This is a genomic window from Pseudomonas schmalbachii, from assembly GCF_017589465.1.
GTDB classification, from domain to species: domain Bacteria; phylum Pseudomonadota; class Gammaproteobacteria; order Pseudomonadales; family Pseudomonadaceae; genus Pseudomonas; species Pseudomonas schmalbachii.
Genome location: NZ_JAELYA010000003.1, coordinates 89,327 through 113,289, shown reverse-complemented (window position 1 = coordinate 113,289; position 23,963 = coordinate 89,327). Strand labels below are relative to the sequence as shown.

Sequence of the window (23,963 nt, the reverse complement as noted above, 5' to 3'; positions counted from 1 at the left end):
GCCTTCCGAAACCCGCTTGCAGCCAGATGAATATGACCGACGCCCAGACCGCCGCAGAGCGAATCGCCCAGTTGCGCAGCGAACTCGACGCGCACAACTACCGCTACTACGTACTCGACGAACCGAGCGTTCCCGATGCCGAGTACGACCGCCTGTTCCGTGAGCTGCAGGCTCTCGAAGAAGCGCATCCCGAACTGGTTACCCCGGAGTCGCCCACCCAGCGGGTCGGCGGCAATGCCGCTTCGGCCTTTGGCGAGGTGCGCCACGAGGTGCCGATGCTCAGCCTGGGCAACGCCTTCGAGGAACAGGACCTGCTCGACTTCGACCGCCGCGTGCGAGAGGGACTGGCCGACCTGCTGCCGGCGGGCGATCTGTTCGGTGGCGGCGCCGAGGTGGAATACAGCTGCGAACCCAAGCTCGACGGCCTGGCGGTCAGCCTGCTCTATGAAAATGGCCGGCTGGTACGCGGCGCGACCCGCGGCGACGGCACCACCGGCGAGGACATCAGCGCCAACGTGCGTACCGTGCGCAACATCCCGTTGCGCCTGCAGGGCGAAGGCTGGCCGGAAGTGCTGGAGGTGCGCGGCGAGGTCTACATGTCACGCGCCGGTTTCGAGGCGCTCAACGCGCGCGCCGTGGAAACCGGCGGCAAGACCTTCGCCAACCCGCGCAATGCCGCCGCCGGCAGCCTGCGCCAGCTGGATGCGAAGATCACCGCCAGCCGTCCGCTGGAGTTCTGCGCCTATGGCGTTGGCCGGGTCGATGGCGAACTGCCGGACACCCAGATCGAGATGCTCGAAGCCCTGAAGCGGTGGGGTGTCCCGATCAGCCGTGAACTGAAGCTGGTCAAGGGCGCCGCCGAGTGTCGTGCCTATTACCAGGACATCGGCGAGCGCCGCGACAGCCTGGCGTACGAGATCGATGGCGTGGTGTTCAAGGTCAATCGCATCGAGTTCCAGCGCGAACTGGGCTTCCGCGCCCGCGAGCCGCGCTGGGCGATCGCTCACAAGTTCCCCGCCCGCGAGGAACTGACCGAACTGCTCGATGTGGAATTCCAGGTTGGCCGCACCGGTGCGGTAACCCCGGTTGCGCGTCTGAAGCCGGTGCAGGTGGCGGGCGTCACCGTATCCAATGCGACCCTGCACAATATGGATGAAGTGGCGCGCCTGGGCCTGATGATCGGCGATACGGTGATCATCCGCCGCGCCGGCGACGTGATTCCGCAGGTGATGCAGGTGGTGACCGAGCGCCGCCCGGCGGATGCGCGTCCGGTGCAGGTGCCGACGGTATGCCCGGTGTGCGGCTCGCAGGTCGAGCGCACCCAGTTGGTCAAGCGCGGCAAGGGCAAGGAATCGGTCAGCGAAGGCGCCATCTACCGCTGTGTCGGCCGCCTGTTCTGCCAGGCGCAGTTGAAGCAGTCGATCATCCACTTCGTCTCGCGCCGCGCCATGGATATCGACGGCCTCGGTGACAAGATCGTCGAACAGCTGGTGGACAAGGGGCTGGCGAAGTCGCCGGCCGATCTCTACACCCTGGCCTACGAGCAGGTGGTCGAGCTGGAGGGCTTCGCCGACCTTTCCACGCGCAACCTGCTGGCGTCCATCGCCGACAGCAGGCGCCCGAGCCTGGCGCGCTTCATCTATGCCCTGGGCATTCCCGACGTTGGCGAGGAAACCGCCAAGCTGCTGGCCCGCGCGCTGGGTTCGCTGGAGCGGATCATGAAGGCGCTGCCGGAAGTGCTGACCTACCTGCCGGACGTGGGGCAGGAGGTGGCCTACGAGATCCACAACTTCTTCGGCGATGAGCACAACTGCAAGGTGATCGCCGAGCTGCTCGAACGCGGTATCGAGTTGCAGGAGGAAGGCGATGTGGCAGCCGAGTTCGCTGCCTGCGCGACCCTGCCCGGCTTCATCGACAAGCTGAACATCCCCGGTATCGCCGCAACCGGCGCGAAGAAGCTGGCTGAAAGTGCCGGCGATCTGGAGGCGATCATCGCCCTCAGCCAGGACTGGCTGACCCTCGCTACGCTCAAGGGGCTGAATGAGAAGGCCCGGCAGTCGCTGCGCGACTTCTTCTCCGTGGCGGACCAGGCGCAGCGCGCCCGTGACGTGGAGGCCCAACTGCGTGAGTTCGGCATGCACTGGCAGAGCCAGCGCAAGGTCGTCGAAGGCCTGCCGCTGGCGGGGCAGACCTGGGTTCTGACCGGCACGCTGGAGGCGATGAGCCGCGACGTGGCCAAGGACAAGCTGGAAAGCCTGGGCGCCAAGGTGGCCGGTTCGGTTTCGGCGAAGACCCACTGCGTGGTAGCCGGTCCGGGAGCCGGTTCGAAGCTGGCCAAGGCGACCGAACTGGACGTCCGGGTAATGGATGAAGAAGGACTGCTGGCCCTGCTGGCCGAACATGGACTGGATGCCTGACGGCCTCCGGCGTTTGAATTCAAGCAACTCGAAAATGGAGTGACATCATGGCTTTGACCAAAGACCAACTGGTTCGCGATATCTCTGAATCCCTCGATCTGACCCAGGCCTCCGTGCGCGGCGTGTTCGAACAGCTGGCGCAGATCGCCCAGGACAGCCTGGAGAACGACGGCGAGCTGACCCTGCCGGGGATCGGCAAGCTGAAGGTCACCGAACGCGCCGCGCGCAGCGGTCGCAATCCGCAGACCGGCAAGACCATCCAGATCGCCGCGAAGAAGGTAGTGCGCTTCGTGCCGGCCAAGGCGCTGACCGACAGCCTGAACTGATCCCGGTCCGCCCGCCATTCATAGTGGCGGGCGGCCTGTCTGCGGAGGCAGTCGATGGACAAGTCGAGAAAGCAGCGCCTGCTGGGCGTGCTGGCGCTGGTGTTGCTGTTCGGGTTGTACGTGGCCTGGAACGAGCGCCCGCAGATTCTGCTGCACTACGAAGCCCAGGGCGGCGGTCCGGTGAGCTACAGCTTCATGGAGAACGGCGAGGAGAGCCGGGCGGGGCAGATCCAGCCCGGCGAGGTACTGCAGTTTCCGTTGCGCCTGTGGCGCGGTGACGGTTATCAGGTGGCCTTCAGGTTCCACCGGGGGGGCGAGAAGTATGCAAGCTTCAGCACCCGTCCTGGTTACGCCAAGCTCGATCTCTATCTCGGCCCGGGGCTGGAGGTTTCCACCCAGCCGTTACCCGGTGGGATGATTCAGGCGCAATAGCCTTACAGATAGGTCAGGTTGACCGTCAGCGCCTTCGGCATCTGGCTGCCGGCCTGTTTGCGCACCTGCAGCAATTGTTCGCCGTACGGCATTCGCGACACATCCTGCAGTTCTGCTACCGGGCGACCTTGCATGTCGGTGATCGATGCCCGTACCGGCGAGCCCGGCCGATGCGGGTCTGTCAGGCCGACCTGAAGCGGGACCGAGCATTCGCTGAGCTGGACCCGCGGCTGGCTGGCCGAGGTGCTGACGATCCCCGTGCTGCAGGGCGGCTCGACGATGGAGCCGCGAAAGGTGATGGTTCCGGCCATGTCCGCAGCGTTTGCACTGCCTACGAGAAGAAGCAGAGAACCAAGTATTTTGTTCTTGTTCATTGTTGGATTCCTATGCGTGTATGAAATTTCTGATAACTAAATGTCCTTAAATCAGCCAACTCCCTATAAGAAATGTAATACACACACAGCAGACGATTCTGATTTTTTGCGCGACAAGTCGACGCGTTCACACAAACATGTAAGTGTTTGAAGCCGTTGTAATTTGTGCGCAGGTCTGTACAATGGCGCGGCCCACCGTGCTGGTGGGCTTCGTTATGGTGGCCCCATCGGTCCCCCCGCAACGATTACCCGTTAACCTGGTCAGGTCCGGAAGGAAGCAGCCATAGCGGGGACATCGTGTGCCGGGGTGTGGCTGGTGGGGCCGCCTCCATTTTGGGGCCCTGGTTTTTTCGACGAGGGCCCGCCCCGTAGGATGGGTTGAGAGAAGCGATACCCATGGCCGCGCACCCTCAAGCGGCGTATCGCTTCACTCGGACCGTCCGTTTCGACCATCCAGTCCTAGCAGTTGTAGACACCCACGGCACAGCGCCGCGCGGTGCGTCGTGCCACGCCGGCTACGCTGACCGGGGTTAGCGGGCGGCCGACGACCGCCTCGGCGGGGGGGATGAGGTGGAAGCCGACAAGCCCGGGAACCGACAGCGTTTCGCCCAGTTGCTGGGCGCCGTAGCCGATGGCCGTTACCAGCAGAAAGCCGCCAAAGTACCGGAAGATGCTCATTTCTTGCCTCCAATCACGAAGTTCTTCGGCAACTCGTCGGATTCGGCGAGCTCTTTCAGGTCGACCTTCCTGGCGTTCGCCGGAGCGCTGAAGCTGTAGTCCTGGGCTGCGACCCCATCCCCGGATTTCCAGTCCCGGAAGGTGATGCTGTATTGCGGGCTGTGGGCGACCTGCTTGGAGGTGATGACGTAGCGGCAGGGGTAGGGGTGCTCGCCCTGGGCAATCCAGATCTGCCAGTCGACGTCCTTGGCGCGGAACGCCAGGTAGTCGCATTCGGTTCCGCCGATCACGCCGCTGCCCAGGTCCTTGACGTTGGTGACGTCGGCCATCAGTTCGCCGTAGACGTCCGTCAGCAGCAGGTCCGCAGCAGGCACGGGGCGGTTGTACTTGTCGCGCAGCTCGTTGACCAGGTGATCGACGCTGCCCGGTGTTTCCACCTGCACGTAGGCATTGGCGTTCTTGCCGAGCAGGGTCGCGGTCTTGCCGTCGAAGACCATTTCCATGTTGGCGAAGCCGCCGTGGCGCGTGGCGCGAATCTTGTCCGGGCGGGTCAGGCTGACGCTGCCGGAGTTGGCCAGGGCAAGTTTCTGGTTGTCGTTGGTGACGACTTCGAGGTCGGCGTCATAGCTGAAGGACAGGGCCTTCTGCGCAGCCAGGAAGTCGGACATCTTCTTCAGGAGATTCTTGGCATCTGCCTCGTCGGCCGATGAGGCCCCGGGAATTGCCGCGGCGATGACAACCGCCAGTGCCATCCCTGGTAGATGAAAAGCGGACGTTCTGCTCAGCTTGCGGGCGATCTTGTTCATTTGAAGGCACCCATGGGAACGATATAGGGAACATCTGCAAGCGACAGGTATAGACGAGAGGCCGCCCACCGACCGGCGGATGCGGACGAGCGGGCGCGCCGGGCGGTGGGAGTCAGCGGTAGTTTGCGAGTATCCGCTCGATCTCGCCGGAGTCCTTCAGGGTGGCGAGGGCGTCGAGGATGGACTCGGTAGGCAGGTCCGGGGCGTCCAGCACCTGGCAGGCGAGGGCGGTTTCCTCTACCACCTCGACGCCACGCAGGCGCTGGCTGTCCGGCAGGTCGTGATTGAACCAGTCCAGGGCGAACTGGTTGCTGATCGCGTAGCGATAACGGCCGGCCTGGAGCTTGCGCAGCACCAGTTCCTGGTTGCGGGCGTCGTCGCGGGCGAGCTGGCCGCTCTCCAGCAGCGGCTGCAGCCGTGGGTAGTGGTAGCCGAGGACGGTGCCGATGGTCTGTTTCGGCAACCGTTCGAGATCGCCCGGCATGGACGTCTTGCTGACCAGCAGGTCGCGCTGGACCAGCAGCGGCACGCTCCAGCGATATTCGGGGAATTGCCGATCGGTCCAGGCCGGAGCGACGTAGCAGCGCAGATCGATGCTGCGCTTGAGCTGTGCCTGGTCGACCCGGGCGCGTGGCAGGATGCGGAATTCGGGCTGCAGGCCGACCTTCTGCGCCGTGGCGGTGAACAGCTCGAAGAGAATGCCGCCGGTCAGCCGGCCATTTTCGATGCGCGCCAGCGGCATCGCCCAGCTGTCAACCACGGAAAAGCGCAACGTCCTCGGCTCGGCATTCGCCAGGGTGGCAAACAGCAGCAGGGCAACGGTGAGGATGCGCATCGCGGCTCCGGAGTCGGCAAGGTGGCGACACAATGCCTTCCCGTCGTGGATCTTGCCAAGCCGCAAAATGCGTACGGTGTTGCATCGGGTGCAATTTATGGTCCGCTTCGCTACGATTAGCCCCACTTCCGCCTACCCGATGCGATGGTTTTCAATGAGTTATCAGGTTCTTGCCCGTAAATGGCGTCCCCGCTCGTTCCGTGAAATGGTCGGCCAGACCCACGTGCTACGGGCCCTGATCAACGCTCTGGACAACCAGCGCCTGCACCACGCCTATCTGTTCACCGGCACCCGCGGCGTGGGCAAGACCACCATCGCGCGGATTCTCGCCAAGTGCCTGAACTGCGAGACCGGCGTCAGCTCCACGCCGTGCGGGCAGTGTTCGGTCTGCCGGGAGATCGACGAGGGCCGCTTCGTCGACCTGATCGAAGTCGACGCCGCCAGCCGCACCAAGGTCGAAGACACCCGCGAGCTGCTGGACAACGTGCAGTACTCGCCGACTCGTGGCCGCTACAAGGTCTACCTGATCGACGAAGTGCACATGCTCTCCACCCACAGCTTCAACGCCCTGTTGAAGACGCTGGAAGAGCCGCCGCCGCACGTGAAGTTCCTGCTCGCCACCACCGATCCGCAGAAGCTGCCGGTGACCATCCTCTCGCGCTGCCTGCAGTTCTCCCTGAAGAACATGCCGCCGGAACGGGTGGTCGAGCATCTCAGCCATGTGCTGAACGCCGAGAACGTGCCGTTCGAGGAAGACGCCCTGTGGCTGCTCGGCCGCGCCGCCGACGGTTCGATGCGCGACGCCATGAGCCTTACCGACCAGGCCATCGCCTTCGGCGAGGGCAAGGTGCTGGCCGCCGATGTGCGCGCCATGCTCGGCACGCTCGACCATGGCCAGGTGTATGGCGTTCTCCACGCCTTGCTGGAAGGCGATGCCCGCGCCTTGCTGGAAGCGGTGCGCCAGTTGGCCGAACAGGGGCCGGACTGGAGCGGCGTGCTCGCCGAGCTGCTCAATGTGCTGCATCGCGTGGCCATCGCCCAGGCGCTGCCGGATGCGGTGGACAACGGCCAGGGCGACCGCGACAAGGTGCTCGCGCTGGCTCGTGCGCTGCCGGCCGAGGATGTGCAGTTCTACTACCAGATGGGCCTGATCGGCCGTCGCGACCTGCCGCTGGCGCCGGACCCGCGCAGCGGCTTCGAGATGGTCCTGCTGCGCATGCTGGCGTTTCGCCCGGCCGACAGCGGCGGGACGCCGAGATCGCCACTAAAGGATCTGGGGATCAGCACGGCCACGGCTGATTCCTCCACCAGACCAGTGGCCGGCGCCAACACGGCGGCGCCGGTCATTGCGCCTTCCACGGCGAGCATCCCGGTCGTCACCACCGTACCGGCTGCAGTTGCGCCCGCGCCGGTGCAGCCCGAGCCTGTCGCGGCTCCGGCTCCGGCTCCGGCTCCGGTCGCAGAGGCTCCCGTGGTGGAAGTCGCACCTGCGGCGCCTGTGGCAGAGCCCGAGCAGCCGGTCGCGGCGCCCGTCGAAGAGATCGTCGACCTGCCGTGGGAAGAGCCCGCCGTCAGCAAGCCGGTCGCCGACGCGCCACCGGTCGAGCCGGTGGTCGAGCAGGCTGTCGCCGTCGACCTCGCCGAGGACGACGAATCCGACGACGAGCCGCCGCCGGCGGACGACTACTATGAAGTCGACATGGATTCCCTGGTCTATCTGGATGAGCAGGCGTCCCAGGCGCAGGCCGAGCCTGAGCCGGAACCTGCCGCCATGCCCGCGACCGGGCTGGCCGCCGAGTGGCTGGACCTGTTCCCGCGCCTGGGCCTGGCTGGCATGACCGCCAGCATCGCCGCCAACTGCACCCTGGTTGCGGTGCAGGACGACGTCTGGCACTTGCACCTGGACCCGGGCCAGAGCGCGCTGTTCAACGCCAACCAGCAGCGCCGCCTGAACGATGCGCTCAACCAGTACCACGGCCGCGAGCTCAAGGTCGAAGTGACGCTGCAGAAGCCCGAGCAGGAAACCCCTGCGCAGGCCGCCGCGCGCAAGCGCGCCGACCGCCAGCGCTCGGCCGAGGCGTCGATCGAGGCCGACCCGTACGTCCAGCAGATGAAGCAACAGTTCGCCGCGGTAGTCCGCGACGGTACTATCGAACCCGTAGAAGTGAAGGCCTGATCCGGCCTTCCCGACACTAGACAATCGAGGTGATGGAAATGATGAAAGGTGGCATGGCCGGTCTGATGAAGCAGGCCCAGCAGATGCAGGAAAAGATGCAGAAGATGCAGGAAGAGCTGGCCAACGCCGAAGTCACCGGCCAGTCCGGCGCCGGCCTGGTGAGCGTGGTCATGACCGGTCGTCATGACGTCAAGCGCGTCAGCCTGGACGACAGCCTGATGCAGGAAGACAAGGAAATCCTCGAAGACCTGATCGCCGCCGCGGTGAACGACGCCGTGCGCAAGATCGAGCAGAACAACCAGGAGAAGATGGCTGGCATGACTGCCGGCATGCAGCTCCCGCCTGGGTTTAAAATGCCTTTCTAGCTCGCACCACGCATGTAGGAGCGAGCTTGCTCGCGAACGGTGGCAACACCAAAAGCTTCGCGAGCAAGCTCGCTCCACAGGTAGGTCCCCTCGCCTCGGACTGTAGGGTGGAAAACGGCGAAGCCTTTTCCACCAGCGATACCCCGTCAAGGCTGATGGTGGACAAGCTTCGCGTTGTCCACCCTACGAAAAGCACCCTTGGTCGCAAGACAGTTGCTCCTGCATTCCTCTCATTTTCCTGGTTCCTTCCCATGAGCTTCAGCCCCCTCATTCGCCAACTGATCGACGCCCTGCGGATTCTTCCCGGTGTCGGGCAGAAGAGCGCCCAGCGCATGGCGCTGCAACTGCTGGAGCGTGACCGCAGCGGCGGCCTGCGCCTGGCCCAGGCGCTGACGCAGGCGATGGAGGGCGTCGGGCACTGCAAGCAGTGCCGGACCCTGAGCGAGGACGAGTTCTGCCCGCAGTGCGCCGACCCGCGCCGGGACGATTCGGTGCTCTGCGTGGTCGAGGGTCCGCTGGATGTGTTCGCGGTGGAGCAGACCGGCTACCGCGGCCGCTACTTCGTCCTGAAGGGGCACCTGTCGCCGCTGGATGGCCTCGGTCCGGAAGCCATCGGCATCCCCGAACTGGAGGCGCGTATCGAGAATGGCGCCTTCAGCGAGATCATCCTCGCCACCAACCCCACGGTGGAAGGCGAGGCGACCGCCCACTACATCGCCCAGCTGCTGGCCGGCAAGGGCCTTGTCCTGTCGCGTATCGCCCATGGCGTGCCGCTGGGCGGTGAGCTGGAGCTGGTGGACGGCGGCACCCTGGCCCACGCGCTCGCCGGGCGCCGTCCCATAGGTACCTGACCGCCAGCGGGCGGCCAGGCTTCAGCGCTTTCCCTATATTCAGGCAACGGCCGATCGCTGCTCGGCGAGCAGCCGTCGTTCGCTTTCCAGCGCCTGGGCCAGTGCCGTTTCGCCACTGCGCCGGGCGGCGGCGATCAGGGTCTGGTCTAGCAGGTCGCGCTGCGCATGGCTGCCGCCGAAACGGTGGGCATGGCTGCGAATCGGCCGCAGCAGGCGCACGCAGCGCGCATAGTCGCCGGCCTGGAAGGCCACCAGCGCGCGGGTTGCCGGTGTTCCGACCTCGCGGGTGAAGAGGGCGTTGTCGTCCTCGCGCCGTTCGGCGGCGATCTGTGCCGCCAGCAATTCTTCCAGCAGTTCCTCGCGGCCGGCGCAGGTGAACGCCAGGGCGGCGTGCAGATCGTTGAAGGCATAGTGGCTGCTGGTCGCCGACGGCGCCCAGCGCTCGGCCAGCGAATGCCAGCGGTCGCCGACATCCACCCCGCGCAGTTGCAGGCGCCAGAGCAGGGCGCAGGCGTCGAGCAGTTCCATGTGCAGGAGCGAGCCATGGCCGTCGATGGGGCCGTCGAAGAGTCGCAGCACCTCGTCGTAGTCGCCCAGTTCCAGGTGATACAGCGCCAGATGCCACCAGTTGTGCACGGCGAGGAAACTGTCGCGCTGCCATCCCGCGTTGTCGCGCATCCAGCGGATGCCTTCCTCGCGCCGCCCCTGCATCTCCATGACGTGCGCCACGGCATGTTGCGCCCAGCTGTCGCGGGGTTGCAGTTCCACCGCGGTGCGCCCCAATCGTTCGGCGTTGGCGTAGTCGCCGTTTTCCTCCAGGCCGAAGGCGTACATGCCGAGGACCGCGTGATAGCCGCTCCGGTCAGGCGTCCAGTGCAGCATCGCGCGGGCCAGGCGGTCGCGCAGCATGCGCGTATCGCCGGTGAAGAAGTCGATCTGCTGGCCGGCCTGCAGGGCCAGGGAGTCGTGGGGATAGGCGATGCTGAGGTCTTCCAGCGTGCGCCCGGCAGCGCGCCAGCGGCCCGCGCAGAGTTGCTCGATGGCGCGCAGGTGCAAGGTTTCGCGCTCGTTGCGCGGCAGGCTGCGGGCAGTGGTCGCGGCGTCGCGGGCGATGGCGACTGCCGGCGCCTCGGTGCTGAGCAGATGCAGCCAGGCGCGCAGGATGTGCCCCATGACCAGCTCGGGTGAAGCCGCCAGCGCGGCATCGGCGGTGGCGAGAGGATCGTCGGCCAGGCAGCGGAACTGGTGCAGGGCAAGTTCGATCAGTTCCAGTGATTGTGCGTTGCTTCCGGATATTTCCTGATTATTGGCGTCTTTCATGGAACACTCCGTCTATCGCAAAGCCGGGTTGAACCGGCGCGAGACCATGGTCGGGGCTGCGGGCGTGCTTGACTAAAGTCATCTCGGCAAGAAACCGGACATTCCCGCCAATGGCTAGCCCTGCATCTGTTCTCCATGTGGCGCTGCTCGTATTGCCGGACACCTCGGCATCGACCCTGTTCGGCATCTACGACCTGCTGCTCAGCGCCCGCCGCGACTGGCAGATGCTGATGAATCGCGTCGAGGTCGAGCCGCCCATCCAGCCGTCGATCGTCAGCCGCGATGGCCGCCCGCTGCAGATCGCCAACGATGTGACTGTGCATCCGCATGCCGGGCTGGCGGACGTTCAGGCAGTGGATGTGGTGGTGGTCAGCGACCTGATGCTGCCGCCCTGGTTGCCGCTGGATGACCGCTATGACGTGGAGGCCGCATGGCTGCGTGAGCGCTTCGCTGGCGGCGCCACGCTGGCCTCGGCCTGTTCCGGCGCCGTGCTGCTTGCGCGCACCGGATTGCTGGCCGGTCAGGAGGGCACTTCGCACTGGGGCTACTGCGAATGCCTGCAGGATTCCTATCCGGAAACCCAGTGGCGGCCGGAAAAGGCGCTGGTCGCCGCAGGGGTGGGGCAGCGCCTGGTGATGGCCGGCAGCGGCACCAGCTGGCATGCGCTGGCGCTGTACCTGATCGCCCGTTACGTCGGCGCCGAAGAGGCGATGCAGGTGGCGCGGCTCAATGTGCTCAACTGGGATTCGTCCAGTCCGCTGGCCTATGCCGCAATGTCGCGTTCCCTGCAGGCGAGCGATGCGCTGGTGGCGCGCACCCAGGAGTGGGCCGCCCAGCACTACGACAGCGAAGCGCCGGTGGCGGCGATGGTGCAGATGAGCGGGCTGGCCGAGCGCACCTTCCAGCGCCGGTTCGCCCAGGCCACCGGCATGACCCCGCTGGACTACATCCATACCCTGCGTCTGGAAGAGGCCAAGCAACTGCTGGAATCCGGCGACCTGCCGGTGGAAGCCATCGCCCTGGAGATCGGCTACCAGGACGCCAGCTTCTTCAGCCGGCTGTTCCGGCGCAAGGTCGGCCTGACCCCGGCGCAATACCGGCGCCGCTTCGGCAGCCTGTTGCGCCGGCTCGCCGGGGCAGCCGTGGACAGCTGATGGCCGTCAGATATGCAGCGCGTGCCCCAGCGCTTTCAGCGCCGCTTCCTGCACCGCCTCGCCGAGGGTCGGATGGGCATGGATGGTGCCGGCGATGTCTTCCAGGCAGGCGCCCATTTCCAGCGACTGGACGAATGCCGTGGACAGCTCAGACACCGCCTTGCCCACGGCCTGCCAGCCGAGGATCAGGTGGTTGTCGCGGCGTGCCACCACGCGGACGAAGCCGTCGCTGGATTCCAGCGTCATCGCCCGGCCATTGGCAGCGAACGGGAAGTTGCTGACGATGCAATCCACCCCGGCGGCCTTGGCCTGTTCCGGCGTCTGGCCGACCACCACCACTTCCGGATCGGTGAAGCACACCGCCGGGATCGCCGTGGGGGTGAAGGCGCGGCGCTTGCCGGCGATGATTTCCGCGACCATCTCTCCCTGGGCCATCGCCCGGTGCGCCAGCATGGGCTCGCCGGCGATGTCGCCGATGGCCCAGACGTTGCGCATCGAGGTGTGGCACTGCTCGTCGATCTTCACGGCGCGGCCGTTCATGTCCAGATGCAGGGTTTCCAGGTTCCAGCCGGCGGTGTTGGGGTTACGGCCGACGGCGACCAGCACCTGGTCGGTCTCGATCACCCGCTGTGCACCCTGGCCGTCGCGTACGCGCAGGCCGTGGCCGCCCGGTTCCAGGCCCATCACGCTGTGGCCGAGGTAGAGCTCGACGCCCAGCTTGCGCAGCGCGGCGGCGACGGGTTTGGTCAGCTCCTCGTCGTAGGTCGGCAGGATGCGCGGCTGCGCTTCCACCACCGTCACCTCGACGCCCAGCTTGCGGTAGGCGGTGCCCAGTTCCAGGCCGATGTAGCCGCCGCCGACCACCGCCAGCCGCTTGGGCAGTACCCTGGGCGCCAGCGCCTCGGTGGACGAGATGACGTTGCCGCCCAGCGGCAGGAAGGGCAGTTCCACCGACTTCGAGCCGGCGGCCAGCAGCATGTGTTCACAGTGGATCCGCTGAGTGCCGCCATCGGCGAGATCGACTTCCACGGTCTTTCCGTCGACGATCCTGGCCCAGCCCTGCACCACGGTGACGCCATGCTTCTTCAGCAGCGCGGCGACGCCGGTGGTCAGGCGGTCGACGATGCCGTCCTTCCATTCCACGGTGCGCTGGATGTCGATGCTCGGCGTCTGCACGCTGATGCCCAGCGCCGAGTTGCCGGCGAACTCGCGGGCCTTGAGGTATTCCTCGGCGGCGTGGATCAGTGCCTTGGAAGGGATGCAGCCGATGTTCAGGCAGGTGCCGCCGAGGGCGGCGCCCTCCACCAGCACGGTGCGGGTGCCGAGCTGGCCGGCGCGGATGGCGGCGACGTAGCCGCCGGGGCCGCCGCCGATGATCAGCAGCGTGGTTTCGGTTACTTGAGCCATCGACGCTTACTCCAGGAACAGGGTGGCGGGGTGTTCGAGCAGGGCGCGCACGGCCTGGATGAAGGCCGCCGCGTCCATGCCGTCGACCACCCGGTGATCGAAGGACGAGGACAGGTTCATCATCTTGCGCACGACGATCTGGCCATTGATCACCATCGGCCGTTCGACCATGCGGTTGACCCCGACGATGGCCACTTCCGGATGGTTGATCACCGGCGTGCTGACGATGCCGCCGAGGGCACCGAGGCTGCTCAGGGTGATGGTCGAGCCGGACAGTTCCTCGCGGCTGGCCTTGCCGCTGCGCGCGGCTTCCGCCAGGCGCGCCACTTCCGCGGAGTTGCTCCACAGGTCGCGGGATTCGGCGTTGCGCAGCACCGGCACCATCAGGCCGCTGTCGCTCTGGGTGGCGACGCCCAGGTGCACCGCGCCGTAGCGGGTGACCAGGTCGGCCTCGTCGTCGTAGCGGGCGTTGAGCTGCGGGAACTCGCGCAGCGCGACCACCATCGCGCGGGCGATGAAGGGCAGCAGGGTAAGCTTGCCGCGTGCCGCGCCGTACTTGGCGTTGAGGTGCTGGCGCAGGGCTTCGAGATCGGTGACGTCGATTTCCTCGACATAACTGAAGTGCGGAATGCGCCGCTTGGCCTCGGCCATCTTGCGCGCGATCTGCCGGCGCAGGCCGATCACCGGGATCTTCTGCTCGTCATGGCGCGCGGCGTAGCCGGAGGCGACGGTGGCGCCGCCGTGGGTCAGGTAGTGCTCCAGATCGTCCTGAAGGATGCGGCCGGCGGGGCCGCTCCCCTGCACGAACTGCAGCTCGACGCCGAGATCACGGGCGCGCTGGCGGATAGCCGGGGAAGCCAGCGGCTTTTCGCCCGGCGCGCGGCGTACCGCAGGCGTTGGCGCGGGGCGGGCTGCCGGGGCGATCGGTTTGTGCTCCACGCGCGGCTCGGTCCGGGCTGGCTGCGGGGCCGCTTCGGCCTTGGCTTCCGGCTTCGCTGGCGCTTCTTCCTGCACCTTCGGCTGCGCGGTTTCCTTCAGGTTGCCGGCGCCTTCCACTTCCAGGCGGATCAGCTCGCCGCCGACCGGCATCACCTGTCCCGGATGTCCGCCGAGGGCAAGGATGCGCCCGGCCACCGGCGAAGGGATTTCCACGGTGGCCTTGTCGGTCATGACCTCGGCCAGCACCTGGTCCTCGCTGACCTCATCGCCGATCTGCACATGCCATTCGACCAGTTCGACCTCGGCGATGCCTTCGCCGATATCCGGCATCTTGATGACGTGAATGCCCATTCAAACCTCCATGGCACGCTTGAAGGCGGCGCCGACCCGCGCCGGCCCGGGGAAGTAGTCCCATTCCTGGGCGTGCGGGTAGGGGGTGTCCCAGCCGGTCACGCGCGCGATGGGCGATTCGAGGTGGTGGAAGCAGTTCTCCTGGACCAGCGACATCAGCTCGGCGCCGTAGCCGCAGGTGCGGGTGGCCTCGTGGACGATGACGCAGCGGCCGGTCTTCTTCACCGAGGCGACGATGGTGTCCAGGTCCAGCGGCCAGAGACTGCGCAGGTCGATGATCTCGGCGTCGATGCCGGTCTCCTCGGCCGCGGTCTGTGCCACGTAGACGGTGGTGCCGTAGGTCAACACGGTGAGCTCGCTGCCTTCGCGGGCGATGACCGCCTTGTCCAGCGGCACGCTGTAATAGCCCTCCGGCACCTGGCTGGCCGGGTGCTTGGACCAGGGCGTCACCGGGCGGTCGTGGTGGCCGTCGAACGGGCCGTTATACAGGCGCTTGGGTTCCAGGAAGATCACCGGGTCGTCGTTCTCGATGCAGGCGATCAGCAGGCCCTTGGCGTCGTACGGGTTGGACGGCATCACCGTGCGCAGGCCGCAGACCTGGGTGAACATCGCTTCCGGGCTCTGGCTGTGCGTCTGACCGCCGTAGATGCCGCCGCCGCAGGGCATGCGCACCACCATCGGCACGACGAAATCGTTCACCGAGCGGTAGCGGATGCGCGCCGCCTCGGACACCAACTGGTCGGTGGCCGGGTAGACGTAGTCGGCGAACTGGATTTCCACCACCGGGCGCAGGCCGTAGGCGCACATGCCGACGGCGGCGCCGATGATGCCGCTTTCCGAGATCGGCGCGTCGAACACCCGCGAGGTGCCGTATTTCTTCTGCAGGCCTTCGGTGCAGCGGAACACGCCGCCGAAGTAGCCGACGTCCTGGCCGAATACCACGACGTTGTCGTCGCGTTCGAGCATCACGTCCATCGCCGAGCGCAGCGCCTGGATCATGGTCATGCTGGTTACTGCCTGGGCGTTTTCCGTTTGCGGGTTCATGGCATTCATACCCCGAGCTCCTGGCGCTGCCGGCGCAGGTGTTCCGGCAGGTCCTTGTAGACGTCGTCGAACATGCTGGCGGCGCTGAAGACGTGGCCGTCCACCAGCGAGCCGTGGCTTTCGGCTTCCTTCTGTGCGGCGATCACTTCCGCTTCCAGTTCCTTGTGCAGCGCTTCGTGCTGCTCGTCGGACCAGATGCCGAGGGCGACCATGTGCTGCTTCAGGCGGGCGATCGGGTCGCCGAGCGGGAAGTTGGTGTAGTCGTCGGCCGGGCGGTATTTCGACGGATCGTCCGAGGTCGAGTGCGGGCCGGCGCGGTAGGTGACCCACTCGATCAGGCTCGGGCCGAGGTTGCGCCGGGCGCGTTCGGCGGCCCATTGCGAGGCGGCGTAGACGGCGAGGAAGTCGTTGCCGTCGACCCGCAGCGAGGCGATGCCGCAGCCCACGCCACGGTTGGCGAAGGTGGTGCCTTCACCGCCGGCGATGGCCTGGAAGGTGGAGATCGCCCACTGGTTGTTGACCACGTTGAGGATCACCGGCGCGCGGTAGACGTGGGCGAAGGTGAGGGCGGTGTGGAAGTCCGCTTCGGCGGTGGCGCCGTCGCCGATCCAGGCCGAGGCGATCTTGGTATCGCCCTTGATCGCCGAGGCCATGCCCCAGCCGACCGCCTGGATGAACTGGGTGGCGAGGTTGCCGGAAATCGAGAAGAAGCCGTATTCGCGGCTGGAGTACATGATCGGCAGCTGGCGGCCCTTGAGCGGGTCGGCCTCGTTGGAGAGGAGCTGGCAGATCATGTCCTTCAGCGGGTAGTTCCGCGTGATCAGGATGCCCTGCTGGCGATAGGTCGGGAAGCACATGTCGCCGTCCTTCAGCGCCATGGTGTGCGCGGTGGCGATGGCTTCCTCGCCCAGGCACTGCATATAGAAGGACATCTTCTTCTGCCGCTGCGCGGTGGTCATGCGGGCGTCGAAGATGCGTGTCTTCAGCATCACGCGCAGGCCGCGCAGCAGTTGCTCGTCGCTCAGCTCCGGGTTCCACGGGCCGACGGCGTTGCCCTGGTCGTCCAGCACGCGCACCAGGCTGTAGGCCAGGTCGCTGGTTTCCGCTGGCTCGACGTCGATGGCCGGCTTGCGCACGCTGCCGGCGTCGGAAAGGTGCAGGTAGGAGAAATCGGTCTTGCAGCCCGGCCGCCCGGTGGGTTCCGGTACGTGCAGGCGCAAGGGTGCGTAGTCAGTCATGTTGCCTCCAGCCGCAAAGGCTCAAGGATTGATCGGGTAAGGGATCAGGAACGAACGAGCATCGCGGAGGGCGGACTGGGCGGGTGGAACCGGCCCGACTGGGGAGGTGCGGATGGGGCGCCGCAGGGGAGGTGTTTATGCGTGACATCACTCATGGTGAGGCCCTCGTCGTTTGTTCTTGTGAATTCAGTATATGCTTCGGCTGCTAGTTTTTTGCTCCAAATTGACTAGTTCGGATGCGCCTTATTAGTATCTTTGAACTACAAAATATCTGAATCGTAGAAATAGGCAGCCATGTCCGAACTTGACCGGATCGACCTGAAAATACTCCGCGCCCTGGCCGAGGACGGCCGCCTGAGCTGGCGCGACCTGGCCCAGAAGATAGGGCTGTCGCTGACCCCGACGCTGCGCCGGGTGCGTCGCCTGGAAGAGGAGCATTACATCCAGGGCTACTTCGCGCGGCTCGATGAGGAGCGCCTGTCCGGGGCGATGAGCGTTTTCGTCTCGGTCTCCTTAGAAAAGCAGACCGGCGACTACCTCGCCCGGTTCGAGGAACGAATCGTCCAGGCGCCGCAGGTGATGAGCTGCTTCCAGATGACCGGGGATGCGGATTACATGCTGCGGGTGGTGGTGAAGGACCTGGCGGCGTACCAGCAATTTCTCATCGGCACGCTGACGCAGATTCCGGGGGTGGCGGGGATCAAGTCGGCGTTTGCGTTGAAGTCGGTGATGCTGAGATCGGCGCCGCCGATATAGCGGCTGGGAAGGGCAGTGCTTTGTAGGATGGGTTGAGCGAAGCGATACCCATGTCTCCCGGCAGAACACTTCGCTCAACCTACGCACTGTAGGAGCCAGCTTGCTGGCGATCATGGTGTCAGCCGGCAACTCGGTGCCAGGTGAAGTTCCGGATCGCCAGCAAGCTGGCTCCTACAAAAAGCTTCGCAGGATGGATTGAGCGCAGTGGATGTTGGGCTTCACTGCGTTCAGCGCCAACCTACGAGGGCGCATCGTTGGGGGAGAAGCCGCCGGACGTCGGGCGGATCAGAACACCAGCTTGTAGCCGATGGTGAACAGCATCACCGACAGGCAGGGGCGCAGGACGCCGTCCGGGACGCGGCCGGAGAGGTGGCTGCCGAGGTAGATGCCGGGCAGCGAGCCCACCAGCAGGTAGCCCAGCAGGTGCCAGTCCATGTTGCCCATGCTGGCGTGGCCGAGGCCGGCGACCAGGGTCAGCGGCACCGCGTGGGCGATCTCCGTGCCGATCAGGCGCTTGGTGGCGAGGAACGGATAGAGCACGAACAGCGCCACGGTGCCCAGCGCGCCGGCGCCGATGGAGGTCAGCGCGACCATGCTGCCGAGCACCACGCCGGTGAGCACGGTCAGCGCATTCAGGCTGCGGCCGCTGAGGTGGTAGTGGTCGCCCGCATGTTTCTGGGCGAAGGCCATCAATTGCTTCTTGAACAGGATGGCCAGGGCGGTCAGCAGCAGGACGAAGCCCAGCGCGTGCTTGATGACCGCGTTGGTCGCCTGCATGTCGGAATCGATGCTCTTCAGGAACAGCAGGGTGAGCGCGGCGGCCGGCACGCTGCCAAGGGTCAGCCAGCCCGTGATCTTCCAGTCGATGTTGTCGTTCTTCTTGTGCACCAGCACGCCGCCGGACTTGGTGATGGCGGCATACAGCAGGTCGGTGCCGACCGCGGTCGCGGGGTTGATACCGAACCACAGCAGGATTGGCGTCATCAGGGAGCCGCCGCCAACGCCGGTCATGCCGACGATGAAGCCGACGACCAAGCCCGCAACGACAAAACCAGTCATGCCAAATTCCATTGTCTGTTCCTGTAGAGGGTACGCAACAAGCCAAAATTGGCCGGAAGCATAGCGATTTTCCTTATAACCCATTATATCGTTATGGTCTTAGGTTATAGCTGTTGCTCCAGAAACAGTGGTTCAACAGAGGGCAATCCTCTGAATAGCGGCATGGTTTTCAGCAATTGACTGGCGATCAGACGTCCGTTTCGCGGTAATGGAACTCCGGCGATCAATACAAGAGGCTTTTGTTGCGGATTACGCAGCAATCCCTTTCCGGAATCGCTCTGTGTATGGGAAGCGTCCTACACTAGATTGCAGGTGTGCCCGGGGCGCATGGCCCCGCGGCCCGTACACCGGAGATCCAATCATGAAACGCACCCTTCTGTGCCTGCTGGGCGCGCCGCTGATGTTCCATGCGGTGGCCTCCACTGCAGCCGAAACGCCGGTTGTCTATCAGTACGGCATGAAGCTCGATATCGACCGCGTCATCAGCATCGAACAGCCCAACGAGCGCTGCGAAGTGATCCCGGCGCGGATGACCTACGTCGACTCCAGGGGCGAGGTGCATGTCCTGGAGTATCTGCGCCAGACGTCGATGTGCAGCGATATCTGACGCAAAGAAAAAGGTTCTTCGCGGGTTATCGGGAAACCAGGTAGGGCGGGTGAAACCCGCCAGTCCGGAAGAATCTTGGCGGGTTGCACCCGCCCTACGAAGAGGCAGGGGCATGAATGAAAAAGGGGCCCCCGGATAGCCCGGGAGCCCCTGCAGCCGACGATTGTCAGAACGGCATTTGCGGTCCTTTCTTGCCATCGCCCTTGCGGAAGGTCGGCAGGGCTACGGACGGCGCGTAGGTCACGCCATCCCAGGTCGGCAGCGGCGTCGGCATGAGCTGGAACTGACCGGGATATTCGACGTCCCAGCGCAGCAGCATCGAGGTGTCCTCGTGCTGGGTGTTGTGGCAGTGCTCCATGTAGGTGCCGGCGAACTCGCGGAAGCGGATGGCGATCTCGACGTTCCTCAGCGTGTCGGAGTCAGCCAGGGCTCCTACGCGATAGACGTCCTTGCGCGCCCATTGCTCCCAGACCGGCGGGGCCTTGCCGCCACGACTGAGGATGATCCCTTCCTCGAAGTGCACGTGCACCGGGTGCTCCCATTCGTCCTCGCTGTTCTCGATCTTCCAGACCTCCAGGGTGCCATCGCCGCTGAAGCCGGCCTGGGTCGGGCCGTTGGCCAGTTGCGGGGCGGCGGATATGCGCCGCGGGTCCATGGAGAAGGCCAGGCTGTCGTCGACCTTGATGGTCCATGGCTGCTCGTCGGTGTTGTTGTTGCGACCGAAGACGAAGGTGCGATGGCGTGCCTGGGCCAGCTTCGCGCGGTCGGCCGGATCGTTGCGGTCGATGGTCAGCGGGATCATCTTCAGGCCCGCCGGCTTGGCCGGTTGACCATTGGCTGCCGGCTTGGCCGGCTCGTAGTCCGCCGGGTTCATCGCCAGGTCCTGGCCGCCGTAGGACTGCACGCGCAGTTGCAGGAACATGCCGACGCCCGGGTCGCCCTTGTCCCACTTGGCCTTGTCCGGCTTGTCGGCATCCTTGATGGTCGGCTTGTAGGCGCCGGATAGCACGTCTGCCAGCGCAACGGTGCGTTTGGCGCCGCGACCGGTATCGTGTTCCTGGAGGTTGATGAAGTAGATCTTGTCCCCAGGTTTGATGCCGTTCTTCGCGAAGTTGATGATGATGTCGTAGCGTTCGGCGATGCCCTGTACCGGCAGGATGCCGAAGTTGTCCTTCAGATCGCCGTTGGCGTTGAGATCCATACTGCCGTCGAACGGCACGGCGTGCTCCATGACGTTGCCGTCGTTGGCGATCATGTGGAACGGCACCCGTTCGTAGGACACCTTGGTGGTCGGGCCCTTCAGCTCGCCGCCGTTGCCCTGGACCTCGCGCACCACCGCCAGCTTGATGTAGCGCGATACCGAGCCGTTGAGCAGGCGGAAGCGGTAACTGCGTGCACGTACGTTCAGATACGGCTTGTACAGGAAGTTCACCAGCAACTGGTCGCCGAGGAAGCCGTCGGTGTTGAACGGGTTGAACCACAGCTGGCCGTTCTTATCCCACGCCTTGTCCTGGATCATCAGGTTGACGTCGTAGTCGCGGTTGCCCCAGGCGCGCACCGTGCCGCTGGGGAAGCGCAGGTTGGGGTCCTGGGCGTCCATCGGCGGGCCTTCGTAGCCACGGTCCAGCGCGCTGTAGTAGTTCATCATCGCGGCGTTGCCCTTGTAGACGTTCTGCGCGGTGAAATCGAGCATGTGGTCGTGATACCAGTGGGTGCTCATGGTTTCGCGCCAGTCGCCACGGATGTTGATCCGGCCATTCATGCACTGCTTGAGGCCCGGTTGCGCATCGTTGACGTACAGCGTTTCCCCCGGATCGCAGGGGAAGGCGGCGCGCGGGTCGGAGGCCGTGGTGTTGATGCTGTCGTAGCCGGCCAGTTGCAGCGGCCAGCGATAGTCGTAGTACTGCCCCGGGAAGAAGAAGGCGCCAGTGAAACCATCGCTTTCCGCCGGGGTATGGCCGTTGTGCTCGTGGGTGGTGATGGTGTGCAGGCCGAAGCCGGCGTTGGCGGCCGGATCGATCGGCAGGGCGTTGTAGTGACGCATGACGATCGGCTGGCCGTGACGAACCATCAGCAGTTTCGGCGGGAAGGTGCCGTCGAAGGTCCAGATGGTCTTGTGCGACTGGATCGGCATGTCCGGGTGGAAGCGCACGTTGATGCCCTTGGTCGTGCCCTGGATCTTGTAGGCCGGAACCTTGGTGCTGCCCTGGAAGTTGTAGGACTGGTAGTAGAGGCCGGCGGGGCCGAACTCGCCCTGGCCATAGCCGTGCCGCTGATAGCTGTCGCGCACGCCGCCGTTGACCCGCGCGCCGGCCTGCACGGTCTTGAACGCGCCTTGCGGATAGAACTCGTTGTAGCGCTGGTGCGCCCAGCCCTGTCCCGGCGGACGGCCTTCGGCGGGCGACTGCACCATGCGCTTGAGGAAGCTGCTGATCTGCGGCGACCACGGGTTGCGGTCGCGATCGTTGGAAAATTCGCTGGGCAGAGGGTAGAGCCCGGGGAATTTCAGGAAGGCGTCCAGCTCGGTGCCCACCGGCGAGCTGCGCACGACGACCGGATCGCGCTCGGGCGCCGTTCCAGGCTTCGGCGCTGGGAAGCCGCCCGGCGGTGGCGAGGGATTGGGGTCGAGCGGCACCGGACCGAATTCCTCGAACAACAGCAGCGTCTGGGTGAACGGCTGGGCGCCGAACAGCGGGCTCGGCCGGCCGTTGGTGGGGATGTTGAACGAGGTCTGCTGGGCTGGCGGCAGGACGTTGTTCGCCAGTGGTGTCTTGCGATTGCCCGGTACGCCGCCGGCCTGTTCGAACGAACCGCTGTTCGCCGGCGTCACGCCGTTCAGCTCATAGGCCCGGGGATCGCTCGGCGGGTCGTTATAGGCCGAGGGATCGTAGGAGGGCGGCTGGCCGAAATAGTCGAGGGACACGGCCGTCGCGGTGGCGACGCCTCCGCCCAGCAGGAGGAACGCGCCGAAGGCGACACTCGCCTCCTTGAAGCGTGACCGCTGCTCCTGGCCCGTGGAAGCGGATTCGGAATGTTCAGCCCTGGTTGAATCGTTACTGTCTTGTTGTTGCCTGCTCATGTGACATCTCCAATGCGTCCCCCACCACTACGGAAACTCCCCATCTGGAAAAGCCGGCCTGGCCTGAACCGCTCCATGCGCCGAGACACCCGCTCACGGCCACTGTCAGGCCGCTGAATCATCGTTAAATTGGCGATAACCGAGAAAAATCGGCTCGGGACTTGCAAGCGATTGAAAATAAAAGATTCGAACACCGATTTTGGGTCCCCTGGCACAATGCTGGGGTATCGCCGTTGTGTCGGATAATTGACTAATAGCACCTTGCTGGCAGTTTTCAATCGAGAAACGCCAAGAAATCGTTAAATTCCGATGACGGTCAATAGGTGTTTGCTATCCATTAACTGACTATCTATTTGCGTTTTCGATCGTCTGTCAGAAAAAGATCGGAATGCTCAGGGAAGAAAAGCCAATAAATTGACTTCCCCGAAATTGGGGGTACCGGGGGAGGGCGTGTGGAGAGGTGTGCGACGGGAGCGTGCAGGGCGCATGCCCAGGCGTCGGGGCGGAGTCCTCGGGGAGAGTGATCCCGCGCCGGAACGCCGGACCTCAGCGGATGCTGCCGGCCAGCTCGAAGATCGGGATGTACATCAGGATGACGATGACGCCGATGACCAGGCCGATGAAGGCCATCAGCAGCGGCTCGAACAGCCGCACGAACCATTCGATCCAGCGGCTGATCTCTTCGTCGTAGAAGTCGGCGGTGCGTTCCATCATCTTGCCGAGGTTGCCCGACTGTTCGCCGGCCCGCAGCATGCGCAGCGATACCGGGGTCGACAGGTGGTATTCCTCCAGCGCGCGGGACAGCGCATAGCCCTCGCGGATGCGCTCGGTGGCCAGATCCAGCCGGCCGCGTGACGCCGCGCCGAGCAGGTTGCGGACCATGCCCATGGCGGTGAGGATCGGGATGCCGCCCTGCAGCAGGATGCCCAGCGAGCGGTAGAAGCGCGCCAGTTCATAGGTCAGCAGGCGCTGGTGCACGGCGGGAATCCGTTCGATCTGCCGGCCGAGCAGGGCGCGGAAGCGCGGCTGGCGCCACAGCAGCACCAGCGCCACCACTGCGAACAGGCCGCCGCCAAGCATCTCGCCCTGGTGCGCGTGGAGGAACAGGCCGGTCTTCATCAGCACCTGTGACAGCCACGGCAGGTTCGAACCCAGCCCTTCGAACACCAGGCTGAAGCGCGGCACCACGTAGCCGAGCAGGAACAGCATCACGCCGCCGCCGACCAGCAGCAGCAACAGCGGGTAGACCGACGCGCTGACTATCTTCTGCCGCACTTCGTCCATGCGGTTGCGATAGGCCACGTAGCGGCCCAGGGCATCGCCCACCGCGCCGGTCTTCTCGCTGGACTGCACGAGGGCGACGTACAGTGCCGGGAAGATCGCCGGGAACTGGGTCAGCGCCTGGGAAAACGACTTGCCCTCGTAGAGCAGGCGCACCAGTTCTTCGAGAGTCTTGCGCGCCGCCGGCGAGGATTCCTTCTCCGCCAGGCTTTCCAGCGCGTCGATCAGCGGCAGGCCGGCGTTCAGCAGGGTGGTCAGTTCCTGGCTGAACAGCACCAGCGGGAACTGTTCCTTCTTGCGCAGGTTGGCCAGCGACCAGCGCTGCTCGTTGTGCAGGGCGAGCACGCGCATGCCCTGGTCTTCCGCCTGGCGCCTGGCATCGGCGGCATTGCTGGCGTCGACCACCAGCGACACCACTCCCGACTGCTTCCCGACCCCCTTGACGAGAAAGCGCATGCTCGGCCTCCG

At 65.2% G+C, this 23,963-nt stretch carries 21 protein-coding genes and 1 other RNA gene; 10 read left to right on the top strand and 12 right to left on the bottom strand.

Translation table 11 applies throughout. The features are described from left to right. The first annotated feature begins 32 nt into the window (after window positions 1–32). The 3 genes from ligA to JFY56_RS09455 are packed head-to-tail and all read left to right on the top strand — an operon-like array spanning window position 33 to window position 3,175. The gene (ligA, locus tag JFY56_RS09465; protein WP_208313745.1) at window positions 33–2,417 is read left to right on the top strand and encodes an NAD-dependent DNA ligase LigA; all 2,385 of its coding nucleotides are present in this window, start codon (window positions 33–35) and stop codon (window positions 2,415–2,417) included. Window positions 2,418–2,464: 47 nt separating this feature from the next. Then, complete coding sequence (locus tag JFY56_RS09460; RefSeq protein ID WP_208313403.1) at window positions 2,465–2,743, top strand: HU family DNA-binding protein; 279 nt, start codon at window positions 2,465–2,467, stop codon at window positions 2,741–2,743. Between the two features lie 54 nt (window positions 2,744–2,797). Next, on the top strand, window positions 2,798–3,175 hold the full coding sequence (locus JFY56_RS09455; RefSeq protein ID WP_208313402.1) for a hypothetical protein: 378 nt from the start codon (window positions 2,798–2,800) through the stop codon (window positions 3,173–3,175). A 2-nt stretch (window positions 3,176–3,177) separates the two neighbouring features. Here JFY56_RS09455 and JFY56_RS09450 read toward each other — a convergent pair whose 3' ends face one another. Then, complete coding sequence (locus tag JFY56_RS09450) at window positions 3,178–3,549, bottom strand: hypothetical protein (protein WP_208313401.1); 372 nt, start codon at window positions 3,547–3,549, stop codon at window positions 3,178–3,180. 225 nt (window positions 3,550–3,774) lie between these two features. On the opposite strand from JFY56_RS09450, the gene ffs reads away from it, so the two are divergent. Further along, window positions 3,775–3,871, top strand: an RNA gene (gene ffs / locus JFY56_RS09445) — signal recognition particle sRNA small type. 137 nt (window positions 3,872–4,008) lie between these two features. Here the strand turns inward: ffs and JFY56_RS09440 are convergent. The 3 genes from JFY56_RS09440 to JFY56_RS09430 all read right to left on the bottom strand — a co-directional run bounded on the left by JFY56_RS09440 (window position 4,009) and on the right by JFY56_RS09430 (window position 5,868). Then, window positions 4,009–4,227 carry a hypothetical protein gene (locus JFY56_RS09440; protein WP_208313400.1) on the bottom strand — a complete coding sequence of 73 codons (219 nt, stop codon included), beginning with the start codon at window positions 4,225–4,227 and terminating at the stop codon, window positions 4,009–4,011. Continuing rightward, window positions 4,224–4,979, bottom strand: coding sequence for a DUF2092 domain-containing protein (locus tag JFY56_RS09435; protein WP_268968858.1), 756 nt, complete (start codon window positions 4,977–4,979; stop codon window positions 4,224–4,226). Before JFY56_RS09435 ends, JFY56_RS09440 begins: the two co-directional genes overlap by 4 nt. A 166-nt stretch (window positions 4,980–5,145) precedes the next feature. Next, window positions 5,146–5,868 carry a substrate-binding periplasmic protein gene (locus JFY56_RS09430; protein ID WP_208313398.1) on the bottom strand — a complete coding sequence of 241 codons (723 nt, stop codon included), beginning with the start codon at window positions 5,866–5,868 and terminating at the stop codon, window positions 5,146–5,148. Window positions 5,869–6,022: 154 nt separating this feature from the next. On the opposite strand from JFY56_RS09430, the gene dnaX reads away from it, so the two are divergent. From dnaX to recR, 3 genes are all read left to right on the top strand, one after another. Then, the gene (gene dnaX / locus JFY56_RS09425) at window positions 6,023–8,044 is read left to right on the top strand and encodes a DNA polymerase III subunit gamma/tau (RefSeq protein ID WP_208313397.1); all 2,022 of its coding nucleotides are present in this window, start codon (window positions 6,023–6,025) and stop codon (window positions 8,042–8,044) included. A gap of 38 nt (window positions 8,045–8,082) precedes the next feature. After that, window positions 8,083–8,409, top strand: coding sequence for a YbaB/EbfC family nucleoid-associated protein (locus JFY56_RS09420; RefSeq protein WP_009619439.1), 327 nt, complete (start codon window positions 8,083–8,085; stop codon window positions 8,407–8,409). A 251-nt stretch (window positions 8,410–8,660) separates the two neighbouring features. After that, the gene (gene recR, locus JFY56_RS09415; RefSeq protein WP_208313396.1) at window positions 8,661–9,260 is read left to right on the top strand and encodes a recombination mediator RecR; all 600 of its coding nucleotides are present in this window, start codon (window positions 8,661–8,663) and stop codon (window positions 9,258–9,260) included. Window positions 9,261–9,299: 39 nt separating this feature from the next. On the opposite strand, the gene JFY56_RS09410 is transcribed toward recR, so the two are convergent. Beyond that, window positions 9,300–10,580 (bottom strand): tetratricopeptide repeat protein, encoded by a 1,281-nt coding sequence (locus JFY56_RS09410; RefSeq protein ID WP_208313395.1) that lies wholly within the window; start codon window positions 10,578–10,580, stop codon window positions 9,300–9,302. Between the two features lie 110 nt (window positions 10,581–10,690). Here JFY56_RS09410 and JFY56_RS09405 point away from each other — a divergent pair, with 110 nt between their 5' ends. Further along, window positions 10,691–11,734: a GlxA family transcriptional regulator gene (locus tag JFY56_RS09405; RefSeq protein WP_208313394.1), complete on the top strand. Its 1,044-nt coding sequence runs from the start codon at window positions 10,691–10,693 to the stop codon at window positions 11,732–11,734. 6 nt (window positions 11,735–11,740) lie between these two features. Here the strand turns inward: JFY56_RS09405 and lpdA are convergent, their stop codons facing one another. Genes lpdA through JFY56_RS09385 form a run of 4 tightly spaced genes read right to left on the bottom strand, consistent with a single transcriptional unit; the run spans window position 11,741 to window position 16,713 of the window. Beyond that, window positions 11,741–13,141, bottom strand: a complete 1,401-nt coding sequence (gene lpdA, locus JFY56_RS09400) for a dihydrolipoyl dehydrogenase (RefSeq protein ID WP_208313393.1) — start codon at window positions 13,139–13,141, stop codon at window positions 11,741–11,743. Window positions 13,142–13,147: 6 nt separating this feature from the next. Next, on the bottom strand, window positions 13,148–14,431 hold the full coding sequence (locus JFY56_RS09395) for a dihydrolipoamide acetyltransferase family protein (RefSeq protein WP_208313392.1): 1,284 nt from the start codon (window positions 14,429–14,431) through the stop codon (window positions 13,148–13,150). Further along, complete coding sequence (locus tag JFY56_RS09390) at window positions 14,432–15,484, bottom strand: alpha-ketoacid dehydrogenase subunit beta (RefSeq protein WP_208313391.1); 1,053 nt, start codon at window positions 15,482–15,484, stop codon at window positions 14,432–14,434. After that, window positions 15,481–16,713 (bottom strand): 3-methyl-2-oxobutanoate dehydrogenase (2-methylpropanoyl-transferring) subunit alpha, encoded by a 1,233-nt coding sequence (locus tag JFY56_RS09385; protein WP_208313390.1) that lies wholly within the window; start codon window positions 16,711–16,713, stop codon window positions 15,481–15,483. Before JFY56_RS09385 ends, JFY56_RS09390 begins: the two co-directional genes overlap by 4 nt. Before the next feature lie 294 nt (window positions 16,714–17,007). Here JFY56_RS09385 and JFY56_RS09380 point away from each other — a divergent pair, with 294 nt between their 5' ends. After that, window positions 17,008–17,469, top strand: coding sequence for an Lrp/AsnC family transcriptional regulator (locus tag JFY56_RS09380; protein ID WP_208313389.1), 462 nt, complete (start codon window positions 17,008–17,010; stop codon window positions 17,467–17,469). 285 nt (window positions 17,470–17,754) lie between these two features. Here JFY56_RS09380 and JFY56_RS09375 read toward each other — a convergent pair whose 3' ends face one another. Next, window positions 17,755–18,540, bottom strand: a complete 786-nt coding sequence (locus tag JFY56_RS09375; protein WP_208313388.1) for a sulfite exporter TauE/SafE family protein — start codon at window positions 18,538–18,540, stop codon at window positions 17,755–17,757. A gap of 349 nt (window positions 18,541–18,889) precedes the next feature. On the opposite strand from JFY56_RS09375, the gene JFY56_RS09370 reads away from it, so the two are divergent. Continuing rightward, window positions 18,890–19,135 (top strand): DUF2790 domain-containing protein, encoded by a 246-nt coding sequence (locus JFY56_RS09370; protein WP_208313387.1) that lies wholly within the window; start codon window positions 18,890–18,892, stop codon window positions 19,133–19,135. Window positions 19,136–19,301: 166 nt separating this feature from the next. On the opposite strand, the gene JFY56_RS09365 is transcribed toward JFY56_RS09370, so the two are convergent. Both JFY56_RS09365 and JFY56_RS09360 read right to left on the bottom strand, forming a co-directional pair. Then, on the bottom strand, window positions 19,302–22,091 hold the full coding sequence (locus tag JFY56_RS09365; RefSeq protein ID WP_236032536.1) for a multicopper oxidase domain-containing protein: 2,790 nt from the start codon (window positions 22,089–22,091) through the stop codon (window positions 19,302–19,304). Between the two features lie 669 nt (window positions 22,092–22,760). Further along, the gene (locus tag JFY56_RS09360) at window positions 22,761–23,951 is read right to left on the bottom strand and encodes a type II secretion system F family protein (RefSeq protein WP_208313385.1); all 1,191 of its coding nucleotides are present in this window, start codon (window positions 23,949–23,951) and stop codon (window positions 22,761–22,763) included. Between the last annotated feature and the right edge of the window lie 12 nt (window positions 23,952–23,963).